This is a genomic window from Diaphorobacter sp. B2A2W2 (assembly GCF_056730635.1).
Genome location: NZ_JBWZOR010000004.1, coordinates 272,446 through 297,701 on the forward strand (window position 1 = coordinate 272,446; position 25,256 = coordinate 297,701).

At 68.0% G+C, this 25,256-nt stretch carries 26 protein-coding genes; 16 read left to right on the forward strand and 10 right to left on the reverse strand.

Annotated features, from left to right (window positions below; translation table 11 throughout):
* Positions 1–49: 49 nt before the first annotated feature.
* The 5 genes from AC1PPL_RS09875 to rpmH all read right to left on the reverse strand — a co-directional run bounded on the left by AC1PPL_RS09875 (position 50) and on the right by rpmH (position 4,447).
* Complete coding sequence (locus AC1PPL_RS09875) at positions 50–1,636, reverse strand: ABC transporter substrate-binding protein (RefSeq protein WP_011807215.1); 1,587 nt, start codon at positions 1,634–1,636, stop codon at positions 50–52.
* A gap of 130 nt (positions 1,637–1,766) precedes the next feature.
* Positions 1,767–3,479: a membrane protein insertase YidC gene (yidC, locus tag AC1PPL_RS09880; protein ID WP_479973176.1), complete on the reverse strand. Its 1,713-nt coding sequence runs from the start codon at positions 3,477–3,479 to the stop codon at positions 1,767–1,769.
* The gene (gene yidD, locus AC1PPL_RS09885; RefSeq protein WP_011807217.1) at positions 3,476–3,772 is read right to left on the reverse strand and encodes a membrane protein insertion efficiency factor YidD; all 297 of its coding nucleotides are present in this window, start codon (positions 3,770–3,772) and stop codon (positions 3,476–3,478) included. The genes yidC and yidD overlap by 4 nt, the downstream gene beginning before the upstream one ends.
* A complete protein-coding gene (locus AC1PPL_RS09890) occupies positions 3,769–4,242 on the reverse strand; it encodes a ribonuclease P protein component (RefSeq protein ID WP_015914746.1) in 474 nt (157 codons plus the stop codon). Before AC1PPL_RS09890 ends, yidD begins: the two co-directional genes overlap by 4 nt.
* Positions 4,243–4,312: 70 nt before the next feature.
* Positions 4,313–4,447 carry a 50S ribosomal protein L34 gene (gene rpmH / locus AC1PPL_RS09895; RefSeq protein ID WP_005798102.1) on the reverse strand — a complete coding sequence of 45 codons (135 nt, stop codon included), beginning with the start codon at positions 4,445–4,447 and terminating at the stop codon, positions 4,313–4,315.
* Positions 4,448–4,767: 320 nt separating this feature from the next.
* Here rpmH and dnaA point away from each other — a divergent pair, with 320 nt between their 5' ends.
* The 3 genes from dnaA (at position 4,768) to gyrB (ending at position 10,164) form a co-directional block, all read left to right on the forward strand.
* Entirely contained in the window at positions 4,768–6,189 is a 1,422-nt protein-coding gene (dnaA, locus tag AC1PPL_RS09900) for a chromosomal replication initiator protein DnaA (protein ID WP_287985714.1), read from the forward strand.
* A 144-nt stretch (positions 6,190–6,333) separates the two neighbouring features.
* Positions 6,334–7,440 carry a DNA polymerase III subunit beta gene (gene dnaN, locus AC1PPL_RS09905; protein WP_011807220.1) on the forward strand — a complete coding sequence of 369 codons (1,107 nt, stop codon included), beginning with the start codon at positions 6,334–6,336 and terminating at the stop codon, positions 7,438–7,440.
* A 117-nt stretch (positions 7,441–7,557) separates the two neighbouring features.
* Positions 7,558–10,164 (forward strand): DNA topoisomerase (ATP-hydrolyzing) subunit B, encoded by a 2,607-nt coding sequence (gene gyrB / locus AC1PPL_RS09910; RefSeq protein ID WP_172204922.1) that lies wholly within the window; start codon positions 7,558–7,560, stop codon positions 10,162–10,164.
* 18 nt (positions 10,165–10,182) lie between these two features.
* On the opposite strand, the gene AC1PPL_RS09915 is transcribed toward gyrB, so the two are convergent.
* Entirely contained in the window at positions 10,183–10,680 is a 498-nt protein-coding gene (locus AC1PPL_RS09915) for a winged helix-turn-helix transcriptional regulator (protein WP_287964224.1), read from the reverse strand.
* Positions 10,681–10,769: 89 nt separating this feature from the next.
* On the opposite strand from AC1PPL_RS09915, the gene AC1PPL_RS09920 reads away from it, so the two are divergent.
* Positions 10,770–11,429 carry a glutathione S-transferase family protein gene (locus AC1PPL_RS09920; protein ID WP_287740129.1) on the forward strand — a complete coding sequence of 220 codons (660 nt, stop codon included), beginning with the start codon at positions 10,770–10,772 and terminating at the stop codon, positions 11,427–11,429.
* A gap of 28 nt (positions 11,430–11,457) precedes the next feature.
* On the opposite strand, the gene AC1PPL_RS09925 is transcribed toward AC1PPL_RS09920, so the two are convergent.
* Complete coding sequence (locus AC1PPL_RS09925) at positions 11,458–11,691, reverse strand: BPTI domain-containing protein (protein ID WP_479973220.1); 234 nt, start codon at positions 11,689–11,691, stop codon at positions 11,458–11,460.
* Positions 11,692–11,860: 169 nt separating this feature from the next.
* On the opposite strand from AC1PPL_RS09925, the gene AC1PPL_RS09930 reads away from it, so the two are divergent.
* The 4 genes from AC1PPL_RS09930 to AC1PPL_RS09945 all read left to right on the forward strand — a co-directional run bounded on the left by AC1PPL_RS09930 (position 11,861) and on the right by AC1PPL_RS09945 (position 14,112).
* Positions 11,861–12,382: an N-acetyltransferase family protein gene (locus tag AC1PPL_RS09930; RefSeq protein WP_479973177.1), complete on the forward strand. Its 522-nt coding sequence runs from the start codon at positions 11,861–11,863 to the stop codon at positions 12,380–12,382.
* A complete protein-coding gene (locus AC1PPL_RS09935; protein WP_424294741.1) occupies positions 12,379–12,792 on the forward strand; it encodes a YkgJ family cysteine cluster protein in 414 nt (137 codons plus the stop codon). Before AC1PPL_RS09930 ends, AC1PPL_RS09935 begins: the two co-directional genes overlap by 4 nt.
* Positions 12,793–12,898: 106 nt before the next feature.
* The gene (locus AC1PPL_RS09940) at positions 12,899–13,336 is read left to right on the forward strand and encodes an OsmC family protein (protein ID WP_011807225.1); all 438 of its coding nucleotides are present in this window, start codon (positions 12,899–12,901) and stop codon (positions 13,334–13,336) included.
* Complete coding sequence (locus AC1PPL_RS09945) at positions 13,333–14,112, forward strand: DUF72 domain-containing protein (RefSeq protein WP_479973178.1); 780 nt, start codon at positions 13,333–13,335, stop codon at positions 14,110–14,112. The genes AC1PPL_RS09940 and AC1PPL_RS09945 overlap by 4 nt, the downstream gene beginning before the upstream one ends.
* 86 nt (positions 14,113–14,198) lie before the next feature.
* Here the strand turns inward: AC1PPL_RS09945 and AC1PPL_RS09950 are convergent, their stop codons facing one another.
* Entirely contained in the window at positions 14,199–14,492 is a 294-nt protein-coding gene (locus AC1PPL_RS09950) for an acylphosphatase (RefSeq protein WP_196994712.1), read from the reverse strand.
* A gap of 40 nt (positions 14,493–14,532) precedes the next feature.
* On the opposite strand from AC1PPL_RS09950, the gene AC1PPL_RS09955 reads away from it, so the two are divergent.
* The 3 genes from AC1PPL_RS09955 (at position 14,533) to AC1PPL_RS09965 (ending at position 18,195) form a co-directional block, all read left to right on the forward strand.
* Entirely contained in the window at positions 14,533–14,766 is a 234-nt protein-coding gene (locus AC1PPL_RS09955; RefSeq protein ID WP_011807228.1) for an ATP-binding protein, read from the forward strand.
* Positions 14,767–14,827: 61 nt separating this feature from the next.
* Complete coding sequence (locus tag AC1PPL_RS09960; RefSeq protein WP_479973179.1) at positions 14,828–16,423, forward strand: gamma-glutamyltransferase family protein; 1,596 nt, start codon at positions 14,828–14,830, stop codon at positions 16,421–16,423.
* A gap of 353 nt (positions 16,424–16,776) precedes the next feature.
* Positions 16,777–18,195, forward strand: coding sequence for a homoserine dehydrogenase (locus AC1PPL_RS09965; protein ID WP_479973180.1), 1,419 nt, complete (start codon positions 16,777–16,779; stop codon positions 18,193–18,195).
* Positions 18,196–18,247: 52 nt separating this feature from the next.
* Here AC1PPL_RS09965 and AC1PPL_RS09970 read toward each other — a convergent pair whose 3' ends face one another.
* Positions 18,248–18,556, reverse strand: coding sequence for a hypothetical protein (locus tag AC1PPL_RS09970; protein ID WP_011807231.1), 309 nt, complete (start codon positions 18,554–18,556; stop codon positions 18,248–18,250).
* 248 nt (positions 18,557–18,804) lie between these two features.
* Here AC1PPL_RS09970 and dinG point away from each other — a divergent pair, with 248 nt between their 5' ends.
* The 4 genes from dinG to AC1PPL_RS09990 all read left to right on the forward strand — a co-directional run bounded on the left by dinG (position 18,805) and on the right by AC1PPL_RS09990 (position 22,892).
* Positions 18,805–20,994, forward strand: coding sequence for an ATP-dependent DNA helicase DinG (dinG, locus tag AC1PPL_RS09975; protein ID WP_479973181.1), 2,190 nt, complete (start codon positions 18,805–18,807; stop codon positions 20,992–20,994).
* A gap of 184 nt (positions 20,995–21,178) precedes the next feature.
* Complete coding sequence (locus AC1PPL_RS09980) at positions 21,179–21,376, forward strand: hypothetical protein (RefSeq protein ID WP_479973182.1); 198 nt, start codon at positions 21,179–21,181, stop codon at positions 21,374–21,376.
* A 145-nt stretch (positions 21,377–21,521) separates the two neighbouring features.
* A complete protein-coding gene (locus tag AC1PPL_RS09985; RefSeq protein WP_011807234.1) occupies positions 21,522–22,178 on the forward strand; it encodes a 3'-5' exonuclease in 657 nt (218 codons plus the stop codon).
* Between the two features lie 207 nt (positions 22,179–22,385).
* The gene (locus AC1PPL_RS09990; protein ID WP_011807235.1) at positions 22,386–22,892 is read left to right on the forward strand and encodes a pyridoxamine 5'-phosphate oxidase family protein; all 507 of its coding nucleotides are present in this window, start codon (positions 22,386–22,388) and stop codon (positions 22,890–22,892) included.
* Between the two features lie 295 nt (positions 22,893–23,187).
* On the opposite strand, the gene AC1PPL_RS09995 is transcribed toward AC1PPL_RS09990, so the two are convergent.
* Positions 23,188–24,516, reverse strand: a complete 1,329-nt coding sequence (locus AC1PPL_RS09995) for an aminotransferase class I/II-fold pyridoxal phosphate-dependent enzyme (protein ID WP_479973183.1) — start codon at positions 24,514–24,516, stop codon at positions 23,188–23,190.
* Positions 24,517–24,732: 216 nt separating this feature from the next.
* Here AC1PPL_RS09995 and AC1PPL_RS10000 point away from each other — a divergent pair, with 216 nt between their 5' ends.
* Entirely contained in the window at positions 24,733–25,215 is a 483-nt protein-coding gene (locus tag AC1PPL_RS10000) for a C40 family peptidase (RefSeq protein ID WP_012655137.1), read from the forward strand.
* The last annotated feature ends 41 nt before the right edge of the window (positions 25,216–25,256 follow it).

The following is a 25,256-nucleotide window of genomic DNA, read 5'->3' on the forward strand; positions in this document are numbered from 1 at the left end:
TAGCCAAGCGCTGGCAGCTATCGTTTTTAAGGCCTTCGGCCTGCCGCGATCACTTGATGGTCGTCCACGCGGGCATGGGGCGATCGTCCGCGCGATGCGGCGTGTCCACGTTCTTGCGCATCGCCCAGGGGCGGATCTGGTGGTGCAGCGGCAGGTAGTAGTACTCGTCCTTGACCAGCTTGAGCGCGTCGTTGATCAGCGCGTCGCGCTTGGGGGCATCCATCTCGACCTTGATCTGCTGGATCATGCCGTCGAGTTTGGCGTCGGAAAAGCGCCCGCCGTTGTAGACGCCAGCCGAGGTCTTGCCGTCCTTGGTGGACATCAGCGAGTCCAGCGAATACAGCGCGTCGAACGTGGCCACGCCCCAGCCGAACAGGTAGGCGCTCACGTCGTTGTTCATCACGCGGGTGACGAACTGCGCCATGGGCGCGGTTTGCAGGTTGGTCTTGACGCCGATGCGTGTCCACATGGCGGTGACGGCCTGGCAGATGGCCTCGTCATTCACGTACCGGTCATTCGGGCAGTCGAGCTTGAGCGAGAAGCCGTTCGGGTAGCCGGCGTCGGCCAGCAGCTTCTTGGCGGCCTCCACGTCGTACTTGGCGGCACGCTCGTCCAGTTGCTTGGTCCAGCCATGCACCATGGGAGCGATCATGGTGCCCGCAGGCACCGACAGGTTGCGCATGGTGCGGCTGTGCAGGCCCGCAGAGTCGATGGCCTGGTACAGCGCCTGGCGCACGCGCTTGTCCTTGAGCGGGTTCTTGCCAGCCGTGCCCGCGCCGGGCAGCTCGTCGCGGAACTGGTCCAGGCCCAGGTAGATGGTGCGGTTCTCGGCCCCTTCGATGAGCTTGATGTCGGGGTTGGCCTTCATGCGCGCCAGGTCCTGCGGCGGCGGGTCGACCACGAAGTCCACCTGCCCCGAGATCAGCGCGGCCGAGCGCGTGGCGGCCGACTTGATGGGGGTGAACACCACCTCGTCGATGTTGCCCTTGGGCTTGTCCCACCAGTTGGGGTTCTTCTTGAGCGTGACCTTCACGTCCGGCTGCCAGCCCACCATGACGAAGGGGCCTGTGCCGTTGGCGTTGCGCGAGGCGTAGTTCTCTTCCTTGCCCGCGTAGTCTTGCGACTTCACAGAGTTGTGCTTCTCGGCCCAGGCCTTGTTCATGATGCGCGCCTCGGTCAGCTCGCGCAGCAGGATGGGATTGGGGCCCTTGAGAAACACGTCCACCGTGTGCTCGTCCACCTTCTTGACTTCCTTGACGCTCTGCACCGCGGACATCATGTTGGACGGCGCCGTGCCGGCACGCGTGAGCGAGAACACCACGTCATCGGCCGTGAATGGCGCACCATCATGGAATTTCACGCCCTTGCGCAGTTCAAAACGCACCTGTGTGGGGGAGACCTGCGTCCACTTGGTGGCCAGCGCGGGCTCGATCTGGTACTTGTCGTCATAGCGCACCAGGCTCTCGTACACCTGCTGCAGGAAGGCGTGCGTGGTCTGGTGGTTCTGCGCGTGGGGGTCCACGGTGAGGATGTCGTTGGCGCCGGCCCAGCGCATGGTGGCGGCGTGGGCGGTGCCCATGGCCACGAGCACGGCGGCCCCCAGCAAGCCCAGTTTGAAGGTGGTACGTTGAATCATCCGTCTGGCTCCTGTGTGTTGATGGTTACTACCGGATCACGTAGTAGCAATCATCGTACCGAAAACAACAACGGCCGCTGAGCGGCCGTTGCGGGGAGCAGGGGATTGCGGCCGGGAAGGCCGCGCTCCGTCAGCGGAACTTGGGCAGGTTGAACTGCGGCGGCACGCCCATGCGGGTGTTGATGATCCACTGCTGCGCGATCGACAGGATGTTGTTCGTCAGCCAGTACAGCACCAAGCCGGCCGGGAAGAAGAAGAACATCACGCTGAACATCAGCGGCATCAGCCACATCATCTTGGCCTGCATCGGGTCCGGCGGCGCGGGGTTCAGCGCGGTCTGCAGCAGCGACGAGAGCGTCATCAGGAGCGGCAGGATGAAGAACGGGTCGGGCGAGGACAGATCCTTGATCCAGCCGATCCACGGCGCATTGCGCATCTCCACGCTGGACAGCAGCACCCAGTACAGCGCGATGAACACCGGGATCTGGATCATGATGGGCAGGCAGCCGCCCATGGGGTTGACCTTCTCCTCGCGGTAGATGCGCATCATCTCCTGCTGCATCTGCTGGGGCTTGTCCTTTAGGCGCTCGCGCATTTCCATGATGCGCGGGTTGATGGCCTTCATCTTGGCCATGCTGGCGTAGGCCTTGGCGTTGAGCCAGTAGAACGCGATCTTCAACAGGAACACCAGCGCCACGATGGACCAGCCCCAGTTGGCGATCACCTTGTGCAACTGGTCCAGCAGCCAGTACAGCGGCTTGGCCAGGATGGTGAGCCAGCCATAGTCCTTGACCAGCTCCAGGCCCGGGGCCAGCTTTTCCAGCAGCGTCTCGATCTGCGGGCCGGCGAACAGGCGCGCGTCCACGGCCTTCGACTGGCCGGGGGCGATCTCGCCCAGCGGCGTGATCATGCCCACCGAGTACAGGTTGGTGTCCACCTTGCGCACGAAGTTGTCGCGCTGCACGCCGTCGCCCAGCAGCCACGCGGTGGCGAAGTAGTGCTGCACCATGGCCACGTAGCCGTTGCTGGAAGACTTGTCGATCTCGGCCTTGCCGTTCTCGATGTCCTTGAACTCCACCTTGTGGTACTTCTTCGCCTCGGTGTACACGGCCGGACCGGTGAACGTGGAGTAGAACGACGACTCGCCCGCCGGCTTGTTGCCATCGCGCGCCAGCTGCAGGTACAGCTGGGGCGATACCGGGGCCGTGCCCGTGTTGACCACCTCATGCTTCACGGCCACGTCGTAGGCGCCGCGCTTGAGCGTCCAGGTCTTGACCAGCTTCACGCCGCCCATGTCGGCCGACTCGAAGCGCACGGTCAGCTCGTTCTGGCCGTCCTGCAGTTCGCGCGGACCGGGCACGACCGCCATGGGGGTCTTGTGCGTGGGGAAGGCGCCGCCGGCACCGTTGCCGATGAGGCCCGTCTGCGCGACATAGACACGCGAAGCGCTCTCGTCCAGCAGCAGGAAGGGCTTGGTCTTGTCCTCCATCTCGGGATATTGCAGCAGCTCTCCGTGGACCAGCGAACCGCCTTCGGAGTCAAAGCTCAGGCGCAGCACGTCGGTGCTCACCGTCACACGCTTGCGCGGGATGGCGGCGGCAGGCGGCACGCTGGCGCCTGCGGGCGGCTGCGCCGCCGCGCCCGGCGTGGCGCTGGCGGCGGCCACCGGCACGTCGGCAGCGCCAGCGCCAGAGGCCGCTACCGCGGGCGTGCTGGCCGTCTGCGCCGGCGGCGTGGGGAAGAAGGTGGCCTTGTTGCCGTTGTGGATCTGCCACTTGTCCCACAGCAGAACCATGGAAAAGCCAAAGATCACCCACAGGATGGTGCGGCGGATGTCGTTCATGAAGTCTTCTTACGTGAGGAAGAGGGAGTGTCGTCGGAAGGCGTGAGCCGTGAAAACAGGCGCATGCCGCGCGGCAGCTCCTGCGGCACGGGGTCCAGCCCGCCCTCGCACCAGGGATGGCAGCGCGCCAGGCGGCGCACGGTCAGGTAGCTGCCGGCCGCGGCACCATGTTGCTCCAGCGCCTGCAGAGAGTACACCGAGCAGGTGGGCTCGAAGCGACAGGCCGACCCGATCCAGGGACTTAGCAGCAGCCGGTAGCCGCGCACCAGCCCCATGAGCAGCGCGCGCATCATGGTCGCGCCCCTGTCGCGGCCGCCCTACTGCGGCGTTCGGCCGCGGCAAAGAGCTGTTCCAGTTCGGCGCGCACGGCTTGCTTCAAAGCCTCGGAGGTGGCGCTCACGAACTGCTTGCGATCAAAGCCCATGCGCAGGCGCACCACGTGCGCGCCGCTGGGCATGCGCGCCTCGAACCCGCTGGCCACGGCATAGATCTGGCGCTTGATGGTGTTGCGCGTGACTGCGCGGCGGGCCCAGCGCTTGGGCACCATGGCGCCCAGCCACACGCCGCCCGCCTGCCCCCCAACGAGAAACAGGGCCTGCGATCCCTGCGCCTGCGGCGAGGAATCGGGCCCTGTGGCTGGCGGAACTCCATCGGTTGCCACCGGCGGCAAACCCAGCCGGTGCAATGCGAAGTGCGCCGTGCGGGAGACGGTGCCTCCCGCCATGGCTGCCTGAAACTGGGGGCGCGTTTTCAGCCGATGCATGGGTGCAGCGTCCCCGGCAGGGAACTGGCGGTGCAAACCCGTAAGCGGCCGAAAGCCGAGCGGCCCGGCCTCAGACGGCCAGACGCTTGCGGCCCTTGGCGCGGCGAGCGTTGATGACGGCACGGCCGCCGCGCGTCTTCATGCGCACGAGGAAGCCATGGGTGCGCGCACGGCGCGTCTTGGAGGGCTGGTAAGTACGTTTCATGTTCTCGATCCTTGAAGGTTCAGTTACGGGCGCGGCTTCGATCGGCAGCACCCGCCGGGCCTGCTGCATCCTGCATGGAATGCGCGAAAAGCAGCCGCCCGGGCTTGATCACCCTGAACACCATTCAGGGAAACCGCGGATTATTGCAGGCTCGGTGAATCCTGGCAATGCCTGGGGCGTCTCGGCCTACTTCGCGGTCCGGTGCATGTATCGCCGCGCATGCCCCCTTACCGCCTCGCTCAGATTGTGGATAACTCCTTGACAAGCTAGAATCGCGGGCCTTGTACCGTTCCTCCTATCCACAACAAGAATCACCTGAAATGAACGAGGGACTTCACTCCTCCAGCCACGACAGCGACGGCGCCAGCGCCGGCCAGGGTCTGTGGCAGGCCTGTGCCGAGCAGCTGGCGCAGGACCTCCCGGAACAGCAGTTCAACACCTGGATCAAGCCCCTGGTGGCCCAGGTCGCCCCCGATTTTTCCAAGGTCACCCTGCTGGTGGCCAACCGCTTCAAGCTCGACTGGATCCGCGCACAGTATGCCGGCCGCATCTCGGCCCTGCTGGAAGGTCTGTACGGCCAACCGGTCACGCTGGAGTTAGCGCTTGCTCAGCGGGAATCCGTTGTCAGGACTTACGTCCGTCCCACGGCGCCAGACACCCCCGCCACCGGCGATGCACCGTCCGCCCACCCCACGGCCGACGAGGCGCCTGCCGGCGCCTTCCGCACGCGCCTGAACCCGGTGTTGACCTTCGAGACGTTGGTGGAGGGCACGGCCAACCGCATGGCGCGCTCGGCGGCGATGCACGTGGCCGGCTCGCCCGGCCACCTGTACAACCCGCTGTTCATCTATGGCGGCGTGGGCTTGGGCAAGACCCACCTGGTGCATGCCGTGGGCAACAAGCTCCTGCAGGACCGTCCCGACGCCAAGGTTCTCTACATCCATGCGGAGCAGTTCGTCTCGGATGTGGTCAAGTCATACCAGCGCCGTACCTTCGACGACTTCAAGGAACGCTACCACTCGCTCGATCTACTGTTGATCGACGACGTGCAATTCTTTGCCAACAAGGACCGCACGCAGGAAGAATTCTTCAATGCCTTCGAGGCGCTGCTGGCCAAGAAGAGCCACATCGTGATGACTTCGGACACCTATCCCAAGGGTCTGGCCAACATCCACGAGCGGCTGGTCTCGCGCTTCGACTCTGGGCTGACGGTGGCGATCGAGCCGCCCGAGCTGGAAATGCGCGTGGCCATCCTGATCAACAAGGCGCGCGCCGAAGGGTCGGAGATGCCCGAAGAGGTGGCCTTCTTCGTGGCCAAGAATGTGCGCTCCAACGTGCGCGAACTCGAAGGCGCGCTGCGCAAGATCCTGGCCTACAGCCGCTTCAACCAGAAGGAAGTTTCCATCCAACTCGCGCGCGAGGCGCTGCGCGACCTGCTGTCGATACAGAACCGGCAGATCTCGGTGGAAAACATTCAGAAAACCGTGGCCGACTATTACAAGATCAAGGTCGCGGACATGTACAGCAAGAAGCGTCCAGCCAGCATCGCCCGCCCGCGGCAGATCGCCATGTACCTGGCCAAGGAGCTCACGCAAAAGAGCCTGCCCGAGATCGGCGAGCTGTTCGGCGGGCGCGACCACACCACGGTGCTCCACGCGGTGCGCAAGATTGGCGCCGAACGCCAGCAGCTCACCGAACTCAACCAGCAGCTGCACGTGCTCGAGCAGACGCTGAAGGGTTGACGCACCCCATGGAGCGAAAAGGACCGCCCCCCGCAAAAGCACGCCCGTTCGCGGGCAAAATGGCGCGTTGGACGGCCCGGGAGGGGGCACTGCCCATGCCGCCGTCTGCGCACCTATCCCCAAAAACCACCAAAGGTTGACGACATGATTGTCCTGAAGGCCACACAAGACAAGGTTCTCGCCGTTCTGCAATCGGTTGCCGGCATCGTCGAGCGCCGCCACACGCTGCCCATCCTGGCCAATGTGCTGCTGCGCAAGACGGGCAATGCCATCCAGCTCACCACCAGCGACCTGGAGATCCAGATCCGCACCACGGCCGAGCTGGGCGGCGACACGGGCGACTTCACCACCACGGTGGGTGCACGCAAGCTCATCGACATCCTGAAGACCATGCCCTCCGACCAGACGGTGAGCCTGGAGTCCAACCAGTCCAAGCTGATCCTGAAGGGCGGCAAGAGCCGCTTCACACTGCAGACGCTGCCGGCCGAGGACTTCCCGCTGGTGCAGGAGGCCGCCAGCTTCGGCCCCGCCTTCAGCGTGCCGCAGAAGGTCCTGAAGAGCCTTCTGGGGCAGGTGTCGTTCGCCATGGCGGTGCAGGACATCCGCTACTACCTGAACGGCATCCTGTTCGTGGCCGAGGGTACGACGCTCTCGCTGGTCGCCACCGACGGCCACCGCCTGGCGTTCGCCAGCGCGCAGCTGGACGTGGAGGTCCCCAAGCAGGAGGTCATCCTGCCGCGCAAGACCGTGCTGGAGCTGCAGCGTCTGCTGTCGGACGCCGACGGCGCCATCGAGATGCAGTTCGCCAACAACCAGGCCAAGTTCAGCTTCGGCGGCATGGAGTTCGTCACCAAGCTGGTGGAGGGCAAGTTCCCCGACTACAACCGCGTGATTCCCAAGAACCACCACAACAGCGTGACCCTGGGCCGCGCCCCGCTGCTGGCCAGCCTGCAGCGCACGGCCATCATGACCAGCGACAAGTTCAAGGGCGTGCGCCTGAACATCGAACCCGGCCTGCTGCGTGTGGCGTCGAACAACGCCGAGCAGGAAGAGGCGGTGGACGAGCTGGACATCGACTACGGCGGCGACGCCATCGAGATCGGCTTCAACGTCAGCTACCTCATCGACGCCCTGGCCAACATGGGCCAGGACATGGTGAAGGTCGACCTGGCCGATGGCAACAGCTCCGCGTTGATGACCATCCCCGACAACGAGCATTTCAAGTACGTCGTGATGCCCATGCGCATCTGACATACTATTATTTTGATAGCTGATAGCGCTTGATGGATGGGCGCTAGCGGCACATTTGATTCCTATAAGGCCGCCGGCACGCCGTGCCGGCGCGCCTGGACCGAAGGCAGCCCTTTCATGACCGCAGAGCAATCGCAGCCCGCCCCCGAACAGCCCATTTCCGCCCCGGCCGAGCAGCCCGTCGCATCGGTCGCCGGCAGCGACGGCTACGGCGAGGGCGCCATCCAGATCCTGGAGGGCCTGGAGGCCGTGCGCAAGCGTCCGGGCATGTACATCGGCGATACGTCGGACGGCACCGGCCTGCACCACCTGGTCTTCGAGGTGGTGGACAACTCCATCGACGAGGCCCTGGCCGGCCACTGCGACGACATCGTCGTCACCATCCACACCGACAACTCCATCAGCGTGGTGGACAACGGCCGCGGCATTCCCACCGGCGTGAAGATGGACGACAAGCACGAGCCCAAGCGCTCGGCCGCCGAGATCGCGCTGACCGAACTGCACGCCGGCGGCAAGTTCAACCAGAACAGCTACAAGGTCTCGGGTGGCCTGCACGGCGTGGGCGTGTCCTGCGTGAACGCGCTGTCCAAGAAGCTGCGCCTGACCGTGCGCCGCGACGGGCAGACGCACCAGCTGGAGTTCTCCAAGGGCGTGGTGCAGAACCGTCTCATCGAGATCGTGGATGGCTTCGAGGTCTCGCCCATGAAGGTCATCGGCCCCTCGGAAAAGCGCGGCACTGAGGTGCGCTTCCTGCCCGACACCGAGATCTTCAAGGAGAACAGCGACTTCCATTACGAGATCCTGGCCAAGCGCCTGCGCGAACTGTCCTTCCTGAACAACGGCGTGCGCATCCGCCTGATCGACGAGCGCACCGGCAAGGAAGATGACTTCTCGGGCGCCGGTGGCGTCAAGGGCTTTGTGGAATTCATCAACGGCACCAAGAAGGTGCTGCACCCCACGGCCTTCCACGCCACGGGCGCGCGCCCGGCCGAGACCTACGGCGGCATCCCCGGCACCGAGATTGGCGTCGAAGTGGCCATGCAGTGGAACGACGGCTACAACGAGCAAGTCCTCTGCTTCACCAACAACATCCCGCAGCGTGATGGCGGCACGCACCTGACCGGCCTGCGCGCGGCGATGACGCGCGTGATCGGCAAGTACATCGAGCAGAACGAGCTGGCCAAGAAGGCCAAGGTCGAGGTCAGCGGCGACGACATGCGCGAAGGCCTGTGCTGCGTCCTGAGCGTGAAGGTGCCCGAACCCAAGTTCAGCAGCCAGACCAAGGACAAGCTGGTCAGCTCCGAAGTGCGCGCGCCGGTCGAGGACATCGTCGCCAAGGCGCTCACCGACTATCTGGAGGAAAAACCGAACGACGCGAAGATCCTCTGCGGCAAGATCGTCGAGGCTGCGCGCGCCCGCGAGGCCGCGCGCAAGGCACGCGAGATGACACGCCGCAAGGGCGTGCTGGACGGCATGGGCCTGCCCGGCAAGCTGGCCGACTGCCAGGAAAAAGACCCGGCGCTGTGCGAGATCTACATCGTCGAGGGCGACTCCGCCGGCGGCTCCGCCAAGCAGGGGCGCGATCGCAAGTTCCAGGCCATCCTGCCGCTGCGCGGCAAGATCCTGAACGTGGAGAAGGCGCGCTACGAGAAGCTGCTGTCCAGCAACGAAATCGTCACCCTCATCACCGCCCTGGGCACCGGCATCGGCAAGGCCGCCGTGGAATCGGGCAAGAGCGGCGCTGACGACTTCGACGTGGCCAAACTGCGTTACCACCGCATCATCATCATGACCGACGCGGACGTGGACGGCGCCCACATCCGCACGCTGCTGTTGACCTTCTTCTACCGCCAGATGCCCGAGCTGGTGGAGCGCGGCCACATCTACATCGCCCAGCCACCGCTGTACAAGGTGAAGAACGGCAAGGAAGAGCTGTACCTGAAAGACGCCGCGGCGCTGGACACCTTCCTACTGCGCGTGGCACTGAACCACGCCAGCATCACCACCGGCGGCGACCAGCCCCGCACGCTGGCCGGCGACGAACTGGCCCAGCTGGCGCGCACGCACCAGCATGCCGAGCAGGTGATCGCGCGCCTGTCCGCCTTCATGGATGCCGAGGCGCTGCGCGCCGTGGCCGACGGCGTGGTCTTCAACCTGGACACCCTGCAGGACGCCGAGGCCAGCGCCGTGCAGCTGCAGGCCAAGCTGCGCGAGCTCAACACCAACGGCGTGCCCGCCGATGTGGCGGGCGAGATCGACCCGCGCACCGACAAGCCCATCCTGCGCATCAGCCGCCACCACCATGGCAACATCAAGAGCAGCCTGATCACGCAGGACTTCGTGGCCGGCGACGACTACGCCGCCCTGGCCCAGGCCGCCGAGAGCTTCCGCGGGCTGATCCAGGAAGGCGCCAAGGTCACGCGTGGCGAGGGAGAGAAGGCCAAGGAGGAAAAGGTGGGCGACTTCCGCCAGGCCATGGCCTGGCTGATCAGCGAAGCCGAGCGCACCACCAGCCGCCAGCGCTACAAGGGCCTGGGCGAGATGAACCCCGAGCAGCTGTGGGAAACCACCATGGACCCCGAGGTGCGCCGCCTCTTGCGCGTGCAGATCGACGACGCCATCGAAGCCGATCGCGTGTTCACCATGCTCATGGGCGACGAGGTCGAGCCGCGCCGCGACTTCATCGAGACCAACGCGCTGCGCGCGGGCAACATCGACGTCTGATTTGTGGGTTTCGAGGCCTCAGGCCTTCTTACGCGATTGGATCGCTTTCAGGTACGCGGCCTGAAGTTCGTCGAACACGGAGCGCGCCGGGGGTGCCGCGCCAAGATGGAGGTGACGCAGTTCGGCCATGAACGCGTCCCACAGCGCAGGCCCGCCTTTTTCCAGGATTTCTGCGCGCACGGATAACTCCCTGCTCGGATGCGTGTGCCGCCGCCCCCATGCAGCCATATGCGCAAGCAGCGGCACGAGCTGGATGGATGACTCCGTCAAACTGTAGATGCCCTTCTGCCGGTGATTCGGGTCGTTCTGCCGATCCAGGAGCCCAGTAGCCGTGAGCCGCTTCAACCTGTCCGCAAGAATGTTCGAAGCAATGCCTTCCTCGCTGTTTTGCAGGAGTTCCCCATAGCTACGCCGGTTCCCGAACATCACATCACGGATGACGATGAGGCTCCAGCGATCACCCAGCTGCTCGAGCGTGAGGTTGATCGGGCATCCGGATCGACCATGCTGTTTCACGCGCACCCCTAGAAATGACTTGCATTGTGCAAGTGGATTCCGATAGAGTCAAACCACTTGCAAAATGCAACCACTCAAAGGCGGTGTCCATGTCGCTCACTCTCTACGGCCATCCATTTTCTTCGTACACACAGAAGGCGCTGATCGCGCTGTACGAGAACCATGTTCCCTTCGAGTTCCGATGCATCGACGCGGAGCACCCGCACAACGCGCAGGAGTGGCTGCGGCGCTGGCCGATGGCGAAGTTCCCGCTGCTAGTGGACGGCGATCGCGCGATCAGGGAAACGAGCATCATCATCGAATATCTGCAACTCACGCATCCCGGGCCCATCAGCCTGCTCCCTACGGACCCCATGGCCGCCCTGGAGGTGCGCTTTCTCGACCGGTTCTTCGACCTGCACGTGATGTCGCCGGTGCAAGGCGCGGTGAGTGCCGCCCTCACCGGCGATGCGGGGCAGCGCGAGTACTTCCACACCCGGGCTCAAGAACTTCTCGAGCGCGCCTACACGTGGCTCGAAGCACACCTCGCGGACAAGAAGTGGGCCGCCGGCACAACCTTTTCCCTCGCGGACTGCGCTGCCGGCCCTGCACTGTTCTACGCTGATTGGACGCATCCGATTTCGCTGTCACTGCCTCATGTTCGCGCCTATCGAGCTCGTCTGCTCGATCGCCCCTCGTTCGCCCGCGCAGTGCGCGAGGCAAGGCCCTACCGGCCCTTATTTCCTCTGGGCGCGCCAGATCGCGATTGAGTTCAGACGACCAGGCCCGTCGCAGCCCTCACGGAAGGCGCAAATCCATACCGAGCATCCTGGAAAGGCCGAAGGTGAAGAGCAACACCGCCAGCAGCGCCAGCATGAAAACGGCAACGACCTTGCCGCTCGTGCGCAGCAGCGCGCGCCTGTCCGCTCCTTTGTTCCCCTGGTCGTAATGCCATTTGATGGCAAAGAACATGCACGTGCCGAAGACGAGCACCTTGAACGTGATGAAGACTACAGGGACCCAGTCGATCATTTTTTGAGGAATTTCAGCGCTTGAGTTGTTATTGTCTACCGTGAAGAACACCACCGCTGCATGGCAGGTCATGGCTATCAAAAAGCAACCGGCAGCAATGCATCGGTTGCAGCCCTCCACACCATTGCGTTTTTAATGAACTTCTGCTGCACCAAAGCCGTTGGCAGTTATGACCGTCTTGACCATCCGCCCCGCCACCATTGACGACACCGATCTGATCTTGCACTTCGTGCGGGAACTGGCGATCTATGAAAAAGCGGAGCATGAGGCGCTGGCCACGCCCGCGCACGTGCACCGCACGCTGTTCTGCGCCAACCCCAAGGTGCACGGCCTGATCTGCGAGGCCGGCGGCACCGCCGTGGGCTTCGCGGTGTACTTCTTCAACTACTCTACCTGGCAGGGCCGCCACGGCCTGTACCTGGAAGACCTGTACGTCTCGCCAGAGCACCGCGGCAAGGGTGCAGGCATGGCGCTGCTGCGGCAACTGGCCCGCATCGCCGTGGACCACGACTGCGGGCGCTTCGAGTGGAGCGTGCTGGACTGGAACACACCCTCCATCGCGCTGTACGACAGCCTGGGCGCACGCCCGCAGAGCGAATGGATCCGCTACCGTCTCACGGGCGACGAGCTGCATGCGCTGGCGGCGCAGGCCCGGCCGCTGGACCCGAAGCCCTGCACGCCCGCGCCATGAGATCCCCCATCGCCATCGTCGACGTCGACCGCGTCGACACCTGGACCCGCTACCGCGCGGGCCTGTGCGAGAGCTGCGCGGCCAACTGCTGCACCATGCCGCTGGAAGTGCACCTGTCCGACCTGGTGCGCCTGGGCCTGGTGGACGCCTTCGAGGCCGAGCATGAAGAGCCCCGCCACATCGCCAAACGGCTGCAGAAGGCGCGGCTGATCGACCACTTCAACCACAAGAACACCCTCTTCACCCTGGCGCGGCGCGCCAATGGCGACTGCCAGTTCCTGGACGCCACCACGCGCCTGTGCACGGTGTACGAGCAGCGGCCCGAGACCTGCCGCCTGCATCCACAGAAGAAAAGCCCCAAGCCCGGCTACTGCGCCTACGGCGCGCGCGAGCGGCAGCGCCGCGGCTGACCACCACGCTGTAGGACGCGGCCCACGCCGCAAGCCAGCGGCCGCCCACCTGCGCCGCGCGCGCGGCGTGGTGTGATGGGCGTCTTTGCACACTGTGGAGGTTCCCATGTCCGAGAAGAAGGCCAGCGTTCACTGGGAAGGCGGCGGCAAGGCCGGCCAGGGCCAGATCAGCACCGAGACCGAAGCGCTGCAGAAGTACCCCTATGGCTTTGCCAGCCGCTTTGGCGACGACCGCAAGGGCACCAATCCCGAGGAAATCCTGGGCGCGGCGCATGCCGCCTGCTTCACGATGGCCTTCTCGTTCGCGGCGGACAAGGCCGGCTTCGCCACCGAGCGCGTCGACACCACGGCCAGCGTGCGTCTGACCCAGCAGGGCGAGGGTTTCCTCATCGACCGCATCGCGCTCACGCTGAAGGCCAAGGTGCCGGGTATGGACGAGGCCACCTTCCAGAAGCTGGCCGCCGACGCCAAGGCCAACTGCCCCTTGTCCAAGGCGCTGGCCGCGGTGCCGGAGATCACGCTCAGCGCCACGCTGGTGCAGTGAGCGGCGCTGCCGTGGACAGCGCCACCGGCCGCCCGCACATCCGCGTCGGCATCGGCGGCTGGACCTTCGCGCCCTGGCGCGGCAGCTTCTACCCGCCGGGCCTGGCGCAGGCCAAGGAACTGCATTACGCCAGCCGCCAGCTCACGGCCATCGAGGTCAACGGCACGTTCTACAGCACCTTCCGGCCCGCCACCTTCGCCAAGTGGCACGACGAAACGCCGGACGGCTTCATGTTCTCGCTCAAGGCCCACCGGCTGGTGACGCACCGCCGGGTGTTGGCCACGGCGGGTGATGCGATCGCGCGCTTCGTGGGCAGCGGCATTGCGCAGTTGCAGGGCAAGCTCGGCCCCATCGTCTGGCAGTTCATGCCCAGCAAGCGGTTCGAGCCCGAGGACTTCGAGGCCTTCCTGGCGCTGCTGCCGCGCGAAGTGGATGGGCGCCGCCCGCGCCATGCGCTGGACGTGCGGCACGAGAGCTTTGCCACGCCGGCCTTCATCGCCCTGGCACGCCGCTACGGCTGCGTGCCGGTGTGCACGGACTCCGAGAAATTCCCCGCGATAGCCGACGCCGAGGCCGACTTTGCCTACCTGCGGCTGATGCGCAGCCAAGCCGACATCCCCACCGGCTACACGCCCGAGGCCATCGCGCAATGGGCCGCCGGCGTGCGCGCCTGGACCGGCGGCGAGCAGCCGCGCGACGTATTCGTGTACTTCATCAACGGCGCCAAGGAGCGGGCGCCGGCCGGCGCCCTGGAATTGCTGCGGCAGCTCGCCTGACGCCCAGCCGGAACGGCCGCTGCCGGCAAGCTCCTGTTTTCATAGCTGCTAGCGCTTGCTGGATAAGCGCTAGAGGCCGATTTGGCTTAAACCGTCTGGCGCTGCTCAAACCCTTGGGCGTCGCAGGCGGGCGCCTCTCCCACCTCCACACGCTCCACCCGCGCGGCGGGCGGGCCCTCGTGGGCCCAGTCGATCAACGCCTGCACGGCCGGCGCGGCGCCACTGGCCAGCGCTTCCACGGTGCCGTCCTGGCGGTTGCGTACCCAGCCCTGCACGCCCAGGCGGCGCGCGGCTTCGGTCATGGATTTGCGGTAGTACACGCCCTGCACCAGGCCGTGGATGCGCAGGTGGCGGGTGATGGAAGCAGCGGATTCAGCCATAAGCCCCGCACTGTAGCGCCCGCCGTGGCATGCTGCGCCGATGACCGCCCCCCGCAAGGCCCTGCCCGCGATAGACCCGCAGCGCTGCACCGGCTGCGGCTGGTGCGTGGGCGTGTGCCCGCCGCATGTGCTGTCGCTGCAGGTGCAGGGACCGGAGCGCTTCGGCCCCAAACGCTCGGTGCTGCATGACGCGCCGGGTTGCACCGGCTGCGCGCTGTGTGCGCTGCGCTGCCCGTTCGATGCGATCCGCATGGTGCGCAATTCCACGCAGTAGGGCGGCGCCTTCACGGCGGCACAATCGACCCGGCATTCCTTCCCCTTCCAGATCGGCTTCCATGACTTGGCAACTCCCCTACCCCTCCGGCCGCCAGCCCGTGCTGGCGCGCAACGTGGTCTCCACCTCCCAGCCGCTGGCCGCGCAGGCCGGCGCGGCGGCGTTTGCGCGCGGCGGCAATGCGATCGACGCAGCCCTGGCCGCGGCCATCACGCTCACGGTGGTGGAGCCGGTGATGAACGGGATTGGCGGCGACGCCTTCGCGCTGGTGTGGGACGGCGCCGCGCTGCACGGCCTGAACGCCTCGGGCCGCGCGCCGCGCGCCTGGACGGCCGAGCGCTTTGCCCACCTGCCGCAGATGCCGCGCATCGGCTGGGACACGGTGACCACGCCCGGCGGCGTGGCGGGCTGGGTGGCACTGTCCGAGCGCTTTGGCGCCCTGCCCTTCGAGGACCTGTTCACCGACGCCATCCGCCATGCGCGCGACGGCTTTCCCGTCAGCCCGGTGATCGCGCGCCAGTGGGCGCAAGCGGCCATCGACCTCAAGGGCCAGCCGGGCTTCGAGGCCTTCACGCCCGGCGGGCGCGCGCCGCAGGCGGGCGAGATCTGGCGCTTTGTCGACCAGGCGGACACGCTGGCGGACATCGCCCGCACGCGCGGCGCGTCGTTCTACCGCGGCCGGCTGGCGCAGGCCATGGCCGACTACGCGCGCCAGCACGGCGCAGGCCTGGCGCTGGAGGACCTGGCCGCGCACGCCGTGGAATGGGTGCAGCCCATCAGCGTGCCCTTTGGCGACCGCACGGTGCATGAGATCCCGCCCAACGGCCAGGGCATCGCCGCGCTGATGGCGCTGGGCCTGCTGGAGCATCTGCCCTACCGCAGCACCGCAGCGGGCTCGGCCGCGCGCATGCACCTGGAGATCGAGGCCATGCGCGTGGCCTTTGCCGACCTGTACGCGCACGTGGCCGACCCGGACCACATGCGCCTCACCCCCGCGCAGCTGCTGGACCCAGCCTACCTGCGCCAGCGCGCCGCGCTCATCGACCCGCAGCGCGCCGGCCAGTACCCCGCCGGCCAGCCCGGCAGCGGCGGCACGGTGTACCTGTGCACGGCCGACAGCGAGGGGCGCATGGTGTCGTTCATCCAGTCCAATTTCAAGGGCTTCGGCTCGGGCGTGGTGGTGCCGGGCACGGGCATCGCGCTGCACAACCGCGGCATGGGCTTCGTCACCACGCCGGGCCACCCCAACCAGGTGGCAGGCGGTAAGCGGCCCATGCACAGCATCATTCCCGCGTTCGTCACGCGCGGCGGCCAGCCCCACATGGCCTTTGGCGTGATGGGCGGCAACATGCAGGCCCAGGGCCATGTGCAGATGGTGCTGCGCGAGGCCGTGGAGGGCCTGAACCCCCAGGCCTGCTCCGACGCGCCGCGCTGGCGCATCAACGACGCGGGCGCGCTGACGCTGGAGCACACCGTGCCCGCCGCCGTGGTCGACGGCCTGCGCGCCCTGGGCCACGACCCGCAGGTGGCCGCGCCCGGCAGCCTGGAATTCGGCAGCGCACAGATCATCCGCCGGCTGGAGGCCACGCCCGGCACCGGCTTCGCCTACGCCGCGGGCTCCGACCACCGGCGCGACGGCCAGGCCGTCGGCTGCTGATTCTCATCCCGAGGCATTCAAACCAAAACCGCCTCTAGCGCTTGTCCATCAAGCGCTAACAGCTATCAAAACAAGAGTAAAGCACGCTGCACCGTCACCTGCGCTACACTGCACGCATGCTGTTCACACTGCTTTGCTCTGACCCACGCACCCCCGCCACCGGCGCGGCGCGGGCCTGCGCATCGGGCGTGAACGCACGAATGATTACCACCATGACCACCGCGGCGACCTAGCGCACGCGCAGGGTGGCCGCACCGGCGGCCCCCTGGTGTCTTCTTCCCCCTCCGAACGAAACCCAGCCCCGGCCGCTGGGTTTTTTTGTGGGCTTTTGCAGCCCGTGTTTGGAGAAAGACATGTTCGTAGAACCCCAGCTCAGCCCCTCGCCCGAGGTGCACGCCAGTGCGCGCCGCGCCCCGGCCCCGCCCCCTGCCCTGCGCGTGGGCATGATCGGCACCGGCACCGTGGGCAGCGGCGTGTGGCGGGTGCTGCGGCGCAACCGGGACCTCATCAACGCACGCGCCGGGCGCGCCATCGAGATCGTCGCGGTCGCCGCGCGCAACACTGCGCGTGCCGCTGCGGCGCTGGACGGCGCGCCCGGCGTGCGCCTGCTGGCCGACCCGCTGCAACTGGCCACCGACCCCGGCGTGGACGTGGTGCTGGAGCTGGCCGGCGGCACCGGCGCCGCACGCGACTGGGTGCAGGCCGCCCTGGCGCATGGCAAGCATGTGGTGACCGCCAACAAGGCCCTGCTGGCCACGCACGGCGAGGCGCTGGCGCAGACTGCCGCGCGCCACGGCCGGGTGCTGGCCTATGAAGCGGCCGTGGCCGGCAGCGTGCCCGTGATCAAGGCGCTGCGCGAAGGGCTGGCGGCCAACCGCATCACCGCGCTGGCAGGCGTGCTCAACGGCACCAGCAACTACATCCTCACGCGCATGCAGGCGGCGGGCCTCGGCTTTGCCGCCGCGCTCACCGAAGCCCAGGCACTGGGCTATGCCGAGGCCGATCCGGCCTTCGACGTGGACGGCACCGACGCCGCGCACAAGCTGACGCTGCTGGCCGCCAACGCGTTCGGCATGCCGGTGCGGCTGGACGCCGTGCACGTCGAGGGCATCCGCGACCTGCAGCGGGGCGACGTGGCCGCGGCCGCGCAACTGGGCTACGCCGTCAAGCTGCTGGCCGTGGCCGAGCAGCAGGAGTGCGAGGGCCGCGTGGCCATCCAGCTGCGCGTGCACCCGGCCCTGGTGCCCGCGCGGCACCCGCTGGCGCTGCTGGACGGCGCGACCAACGGGCTGCTGGTGCGCGGCGACGCAGCCGGCAGCGCCTTTTTCAGCGGCGCGGGCGCCGGCGGCGAGCCCACGGCGAGCGCCGTGCTGGCGGACCTGATCGACCTGGCGCGCCTGCCGGCCGTTTCTTCCCCGGCACCCACGGGCCCTGGCGTGCCCACACTGGGCACCCACCGCCGCGCGGGCGACGCCCCCGCCGTACTGCCGATGGCCCAAGTGCAGACGCCGCACCTGCTGCGCCTGCTACCCGGTGCGGCCCTGTGCGAAACGGCAGTGCTACGGGCGCTGGCGCGCGACGGCGTTACGGTGCGGCGCCGCACGTGGGCGGCACCCGTCACACCGGGCGGAGCGCCCGAGTTGCTGCTGCTCACCGCGCCGACGCCCGATGCGCTGGCCGCAGAGGCCACGGCGCATTTGCAGACGTACACGGGTGCGCAGGTGCGGCGGCTGCGCGTGGAGCTGTGCAGCGCTCCCACGGATGAACAATAAAAACAGGTGCTAGCGCTTTACTATCAAGCGCTGACAGCTACTTTTTTAATAGCTATTCCGAGTCCTTGAGCTTGCGATAGGTGCGGTCGGCGGGCGGCCCACGGTCGGTGTCTTGCAGGCCGCGTTCCACGTCGCGGTGGGCTTGCTCGACCTCGGGATGGCGCTCGCCGCCGGTCATGGTGACGGACTGGTCCCGCTCGTGCGGCAGCTTGGGCGCGGCGGGGGTGCCGGCGGCGCGTTCCTGCTGGGGCGGGGTCTGCAGGTCCACGCCCTGTTCGTGGACATCGGTGTGCTCGCCCGGCGACGGCGGCGCGGCGCCCGGGGCATTGGAAGGGGACGGGGTATCGCGATGGGATGGCATGGGGAACCTCTCGTTTGCCTGCAAGGCAGATCGCCCCATGCTAGGCAGACCCCGCCCGGTTCCGCGTAGGCCGGGGGCGGACGACGGCATCAGCGTTGGGCGCACGGGCGACCACGCATCACCTGGAGGGCACGGCCAGGGGTGTATAGCCGGCCCTGAGCGGCGCCCAGCCCGCTTCGGCTAACATGCCTGGATGCATTTACAGTGGCACGCCCCGCAAAGCCGGCCCCGCGCCTGATCTCCCTTCCATGTCTTCCACAGAGTGGGCCGCCCAGGCCCTGCAATCGTTCGAGGCGGTGGTCCAGTCCACGGCCGGCTTTCGCGTGCGCGAGGGCCAGCGGCGCATGGCCGAGCAGGTGGCCCAGACCTTCAGCCAGGCGCAGCTGGGCAAGCTGGAGGACGACGATGCCCTGCCCCTGCGCGCGATTGCCGTGGTGCAGGCCGGCACGGGCGTGGGCAAGTCGCTGGCCTACAGCGTGCCCGCGATCGCGATGGCGCTGGCGCGCGGCACGCGGGTGCTGATCTCCACCGCCACCGTGGCGCTGCAGGAGCAGCTGGTGCACAAGGACCTGCCGGCCCTGGCCGCACGCATGGAGCAACCCTTCCAGTTCGCGCTGGCCAAGGGGCGCGGGCGCTACGTGTGCAAGCTCAAGCTGGAGCGCCTGGCCGGCGGCGGCGCGGCCGGCCCGGGCGGTGACGGCGACCTGCCCGACGACGACCTGTTCGCCGACGAGGAGGCCGAGCAGCGCGGCAAGCGCCCGCGCCACGAGTCCGAGGCGCGCATGAAGTTCTACGCCAGCATGGCCGACGCGCTGGCGACCAGCGAATGGGACGGCGACCGCGACACGCTCGCTACGCCGCCCGAGCCCGAGGCCTGGAGTCCCGTGGCGGCCGAGGCCAGTTCCTGCACCGGCAAGCACTGCCCGGTGTTCAACCAGTGCACCTACTACGAGCGGCGCAAGCAGCTCGTGGCCGCGCAGGTCATCGTGGCCAACCACGACCTGCTGCTGTCGTCCCTGGGCGCGCGTCTGCTGCCCGAGCTGGACAACTGCCTGCTGGTGATCGACGAGGCCCACCACCTGCCCGCCACCGCGCTCGACCAGTTCGCCTGCGAGGCCGACCTCTCGCGCCTGACCTGGATCGACCGCCTGGCCAGCCGCGCGCTGCGCATCGGCCAGCTGGTGGAGGTCGAGGACATCGCCGACATCCCCAATCACGCCGCGCGCCTGCGCGCCGCGCTGCAGGATGCGGCGCGCCTGGTGATGGACGTGTATGGCGAGCAACTGCGTGCGCCCGTGCCGGGGCGCCGCCAGTTCGCATCCAGCCTGCCCACGCGCGCCCGCGTGGCCGGCGGTGTGCTGCCCGAAGCGTTGGTGGAGCCCTTCAGCCAGGCCGCGCACCACGCCGAGGGCTTCCTGAACGCCCTGCGCGCCATTTCCAAGGCCCTGCGCAGCGAAATGCGCGACAAGCCCGACGAGGCGCGGCGCCTGTCGCAGCTGTATGCGCAGATCGGCGTGCTGGCGCCGCGGCTGGAGGCCGTGCACGCGGCCGCCCAGCTGCTGCTGCAGGACGCGCCCGAGGGCGCGGTGCCGGCCGCCAAGTGGTTCACGCTGGAGGTCGAGGGCGACTTCATCGTCGTGCGCGCGCATGCCAGCCCCGTGCTGCCGGGCAATACGTTGCGCAACCACCTGTGGTCCGCCGTGCGCGGCGCGGTGCTGACCTCGGCCACGCTCACCAGTTGCGGGCAGTTCGACTTCTTCCTGCGCGAATCGGGCCTGTTCGGCGACGAAGCCGTGACCACGCTGGCCGTGCCCAGCCCGTTCGACTACGCGCTGCAGGGCACGCTGGTGGCCACCGAGACCCGCGCCGAGCCGCGCGATGCGCAGACCTTCACCGCCGAGATGGTGGACGCGCTGCTGTCCGACCTGGCCCTGGTCGAGGCTGGCGCGCTGGTGCTGTTCACCTCGCGCGAGCAGATGCGCCAGGCCGTGGACATGCTGCCCACCGCCATGCGCAGCGCCGTGCTGGTGCAGAACACCCTGCCCCGCCCACAGCTGCTGGCGCGCCACCGCGAGCGCGTGGCCGAGGGCCTGCCGTCCATCATCTTCGGCATGCAGTCCTTCGGCGAGGGGCTGGACCTGCCCGGCAGGCTGTGCGAATCGCTCTTCATCACCAAGCTGCCCTTCGCCCCGCCCGACGACCCCGTGGGCGAGGCCCGCGCCGAATGGCTGCGCGGCGCCGGACGCGACCCGTTCAGCGAACTGGTGGTGCCCGCCACCGCCATCCGCCTGGCGCAGTGGGTGGGCCGCGCCATCCGCACCGAGGAAGACCGCGCCCACGTGTATTGCTACGACAAGCGCCTGGTGCGCACCGGCTACGGCCAGCGGCTGCTGCAGGGCTTGCCGCCGTTCACGCTGGCGCGCCGGGCCGCAGGGTGACCGATTGCTCCTATTGGTATAGCTGTTGGCGCTTGCTGGATAAGCGCTGGAACCCGATTGGACCATTGACCCCTTCCCACATCGCCTGTCGGCCCGCGTCCCACAGGCGGGCAGGCCCATCGCCGACGCCCGCGTTCTGCCGTGCTGCCTAGAGTGGATTGGACCGATCTCTGAAAGGCCCGCCATGAAGCGCACCAACGACAACTCGGGCGCCACCGACAAGGTGGCCAACGACCACAACCAGCAGGGGCACCAGCTCCCCACGGCCCTGAACCAGGCGCGTCGCACGCCCGACAGCCGCAGCGACCGCACGGACCAGGTGGGCAGCGGCAACCAGGCGCAGTCGCGCCGCGGCAGCAAGAACCAGGGCGGCGCGGGCTGAGCCCGGCCTGCAGGGCCCGCGTGGCCCGACACCCCCACTTTTGGGGGCGGCGGCGCTTCGTGCGTGGCGGCTACGATTACGCACCGGTGCCGGTGGCCCGTGCCTATCGCACGGGGTGCGCGGGGCCGGTTTCCTGCCGTCCCGCATGCCGTCCGCCCCCATCGCCGTCATCGATTTCGAAACCACCGGCATGATGCCTGCCCAGGGTGCACGCGCCACCGAGGTGGCCATCGTGCTCATGGAAGGCGGCCGCGTGGTGGACCGCTACCAGAGCCTGATGCGCACGGGCGTGCGGATCCCGCCCTTCATCACGCAACTCACCGGCATCACGAATGCCATGGTGGAAGCCGCCCCCGATGCCGCCGCAGTGATGCGCGAGGCCGCGCGCTTTGTGGGCGACGCGCCCATGGTGGCCCACAACGCCGCATTCGACCGCAAGTTCTGGCAGGCGGAATTGCAGCACGCCGGGCTCGCCGCGCCCCATCCGTTCGCCTGCACCGTGCTGCTGTCGCGCCGCGTGTACCCCGATGCGCCCAGCCACAGCCTGGGCCGCCTCACGGACCACCTCGGCCTGCCGCGCGCCGGGCGCGCCCACCGCGCGCTGGCCGATGCGGAAATGGCCGCCGCGCTGCTGGCCTGTATGCAGCGTGACCTGTGCCAACGCTTCGGCCTGGCCTGGCCGGACCACGCGCTGCTGATGCAGTTGCAGCGCTGCGCACGCCCTGCCATCGGCAAGCTGCTGCAGCGCCACCGCCAGGCCGCGCCAGCCGAACAGCCGCCAACGGCGTTGCAAATGGGGTAGCTCCCCCTGCCCTTGTTGCGGGCGCTACAGGGCATTTTTCATCCTTCTCCCATTCATACCGCGCGTCGGATTGCGCGCACATCCAGGCGTGACCGGGGCCGACACCGCGCACCCCGAGCGCACCCTACAGTGCGTTGCATGCCCGTCCCGGCGCATGCGTGACGCACCGCGCCGTGGCGTCCACCTACATCCCACGGAGGTTCTCCCATGTCCATGCCCGACGATTCCCCCCACGCCACGCTGTGGAACCGCATCAAGGACATCCGCTTTGCCATGCTCGCCCACCGCGCAGCCGACGGCCGGCTGCATGCCCACCCGCTGACCACGCTGAACAAGGACATCGATGCGCAGAGTCAACTGTTCTTCTTCATCCCGCGCGGCAGCGAGTTGCACAGCCGCCTGCAGGCCGACAGCCAGGTGCATTTGAGCTACGCCGACCCGGGCGAAGACTGCTACGTGTCGCTGTCGGGCACGGCCGGTTTCATCGAGGACCCCGCGCGCAAGGAAGCACTGTGGACGCCGCTGGCCAAGGCCTGGTTCCCCGACGGTCCCACAGACCCCAATCTGGTGCTGCTGGCCGTCCGCATCGAGCATGCGGAATACTGGGACGTGAAGGACAGCAAGCTCTCCCAGCTCTACCAACTGGCCACCGCCGCGTTGACCGGCGAGCAGCCCAAGCCGCTGGGCGAGCACCGCGAGCTGTCGCTGGATTGACGGCGCGCCCAACCCGCGCGGGGGCACTTTGCGCGAGGAGCGTCTGTCTTGCCAGCGCGCGTTGCTGGAGCGGAGAGCGGGCGCCGCAAGCCGCGGCGTGCCCCGCCACAGGGTAGCCCTTAACCCTTAGCTCGTCGCCCGCAGAGAGGTCAACCACAGACCACGTGGCGGCAGTTCCAAGGACCGCCTCCCTCCGCAAGAAGCGAGATTTCAAGAAGCGGACTTTGACAACATTCCCCCCACGGGCGGCGTGCAGCACGGGAGCGCTGCCGTATTCGCGGCGCGCTCGCGTTCGTTAAAACACCGCCCGCATCGCAGGCCGCAGCGCCCCTGCCAGGTCGCGCGCCAGCCGGCCCATATCGCGCACGCCCACGGCGCCCAGGCTGATGCGCACACCCGGCCTGCTGTGCAGCCGCAGCGGCGCGCCCACCTGCACCGCCCAGCCCGCGGCCGCCAGGGCCTGCACCGCCGCGGCTTCGTCGGACACGGGAACCCAGGCGTGCAGGCCCTCGCCTTCCAGCCAGGGCGCCGCCACCCCGTGGCCGCGCAGCGCGTCCGTCAGCGCCGCGCGGCGGGCCGCGTATTGGGCCGCGGCATGGCGCCATGAGCCCCGCGCACGCCCCTGCGCCGCCTGCCGCCACAACTGCGCCACCAGCCCTTGCAACCAGTGGCTGACCCAGCGCGGCCCCAGCGCCTGGTGTGCGCACATGCCCTGCACCAGCGCCGGCGTGCCCGCGGCCAGGGCCACGCGGCAGTCTGCGCCCAACGCCTTGCTCACACTCAGCACATGCAGCCACAGCGGCGGCAGGGCCCCGGCCATCGCCAGGGGCGCGTGGCTCAGCAGGCCCCAATGGTCATCCAGGATCAGCAGCGTGTGCGGATGGGCCCGCAATTGGCGGCGCAGCGCCTTCCAGCGCGCCGCACCCAGGGCCACGCCCGTGGGGTTGTGCGCGCGCGGCGTAACCACCACGGCGCAGCACTGCGCCAACACGCCCGCTGCCGGAACGCACAGCCCTTGCGCGTCCACGGGCAGGGGTACGGGCTGCAGGCGCAGGCTGTGCAGCAGCGCCAGCAGCGGTGGCCAGCCCGGGTCTTCCACCGCCACGCGGTCGCCGGGGCGCGCATGCTGACGCAGGGCGCGCTCGATCGCATCCAGCGCGCCCGAGAAGACCCCCACGGCATCGCCAGGCAGGCCCTGGCTCTCCAGCCAGGGGCGTGCTTGCGACAGCAGCGCTTCCGCAACCGCTTGCGGCGCATGCGGCACCGCTGCCGGCTGCCCCAGCGCAGCGGCCCAGGCCGCGCCGCGGGGGCGCGGCAGCAGCGCAGGATCGGGCTGGCCGCTGGCCAGGTCGCGCAGGCCCTCGGGCGGAGCGAACGACGGGGCAGGGCGGGGCGGCTCGCCCGCTACGCGGGTGCCGCGGCGCCCCGCAGTGACCACGCGGCCCGCGCTGCGCAACCGCGCATAAGCGGCGGCGACGGTGTTGGGATTCACCCCCAGTTCTGCGGCCAGATGGCGCACCGAGGGCAGGGCAGCGCCGCTTGGCAGAGCACCGCGGCGCATGGCATATTCAAGGCTTGCCGCAATGTCTTTGGCATTGCTTCCTTCTACAGACAACGATGGCATGCACACATTGTATTGTTTGTACTAGTACAATTTTTTGTACTGCGCGGCTCAGTCGCTGCAATCGCGCCCCACACCCTTCGCGCGTGCACCACGGCGAGGCGCCGCGAGAAAAGTGCAAAAAATGACCCCAAAAAACGTTGCAAAAGTAGGAGAAAGCGCGTTTAGGCGCGGGGTGTTGGCTGCGCCATCGCGCCGCGGCTGCTACGCTTGACCCCCATGCGCGCCTTTGCCCTTCCCGTCCTGACGCTCGCGGCCAGCCTGCTGGTGGTGGGCTGCGGCACCACGCCGCCCACCTCTGCCTCGCGCAACGCCGCCTATTCCCGCCTGTCGCCCGAGCAGTCGAGCGACATCGCCATCCATGCCCTGGGACTGGTGGGCACGCCCTACCGCTACGGCGGCAATACGCCCGACAGCGGCTTCGACTGCAGCGGCCTCATCGGCTACGTGTACACCAGCCGCGCGGGCGTGGCCCCGCCGCGCACGGTGGCCCAGTTGAGCGGTTTCGGCCAGTCCATCGACGCGGACGAGCTGCGCACGGGCGACCTGGTGGTGTTCGGCCGCGGCCGGCCCACGCATGCCGGCATTTACGTGGGAGAGGGGCGCTTCGTACATGCGCCGTCCAGCGGCGGCACGGTGCGCCTAGACCACCTGAAGTCGCGCTACTGGTCGCAACAGTTCGCGAGCTTCCGGCGCCCCTGAAGTTCCACGGCGCCGCTTGCGGCGGCCACAGGCGGTGTTAC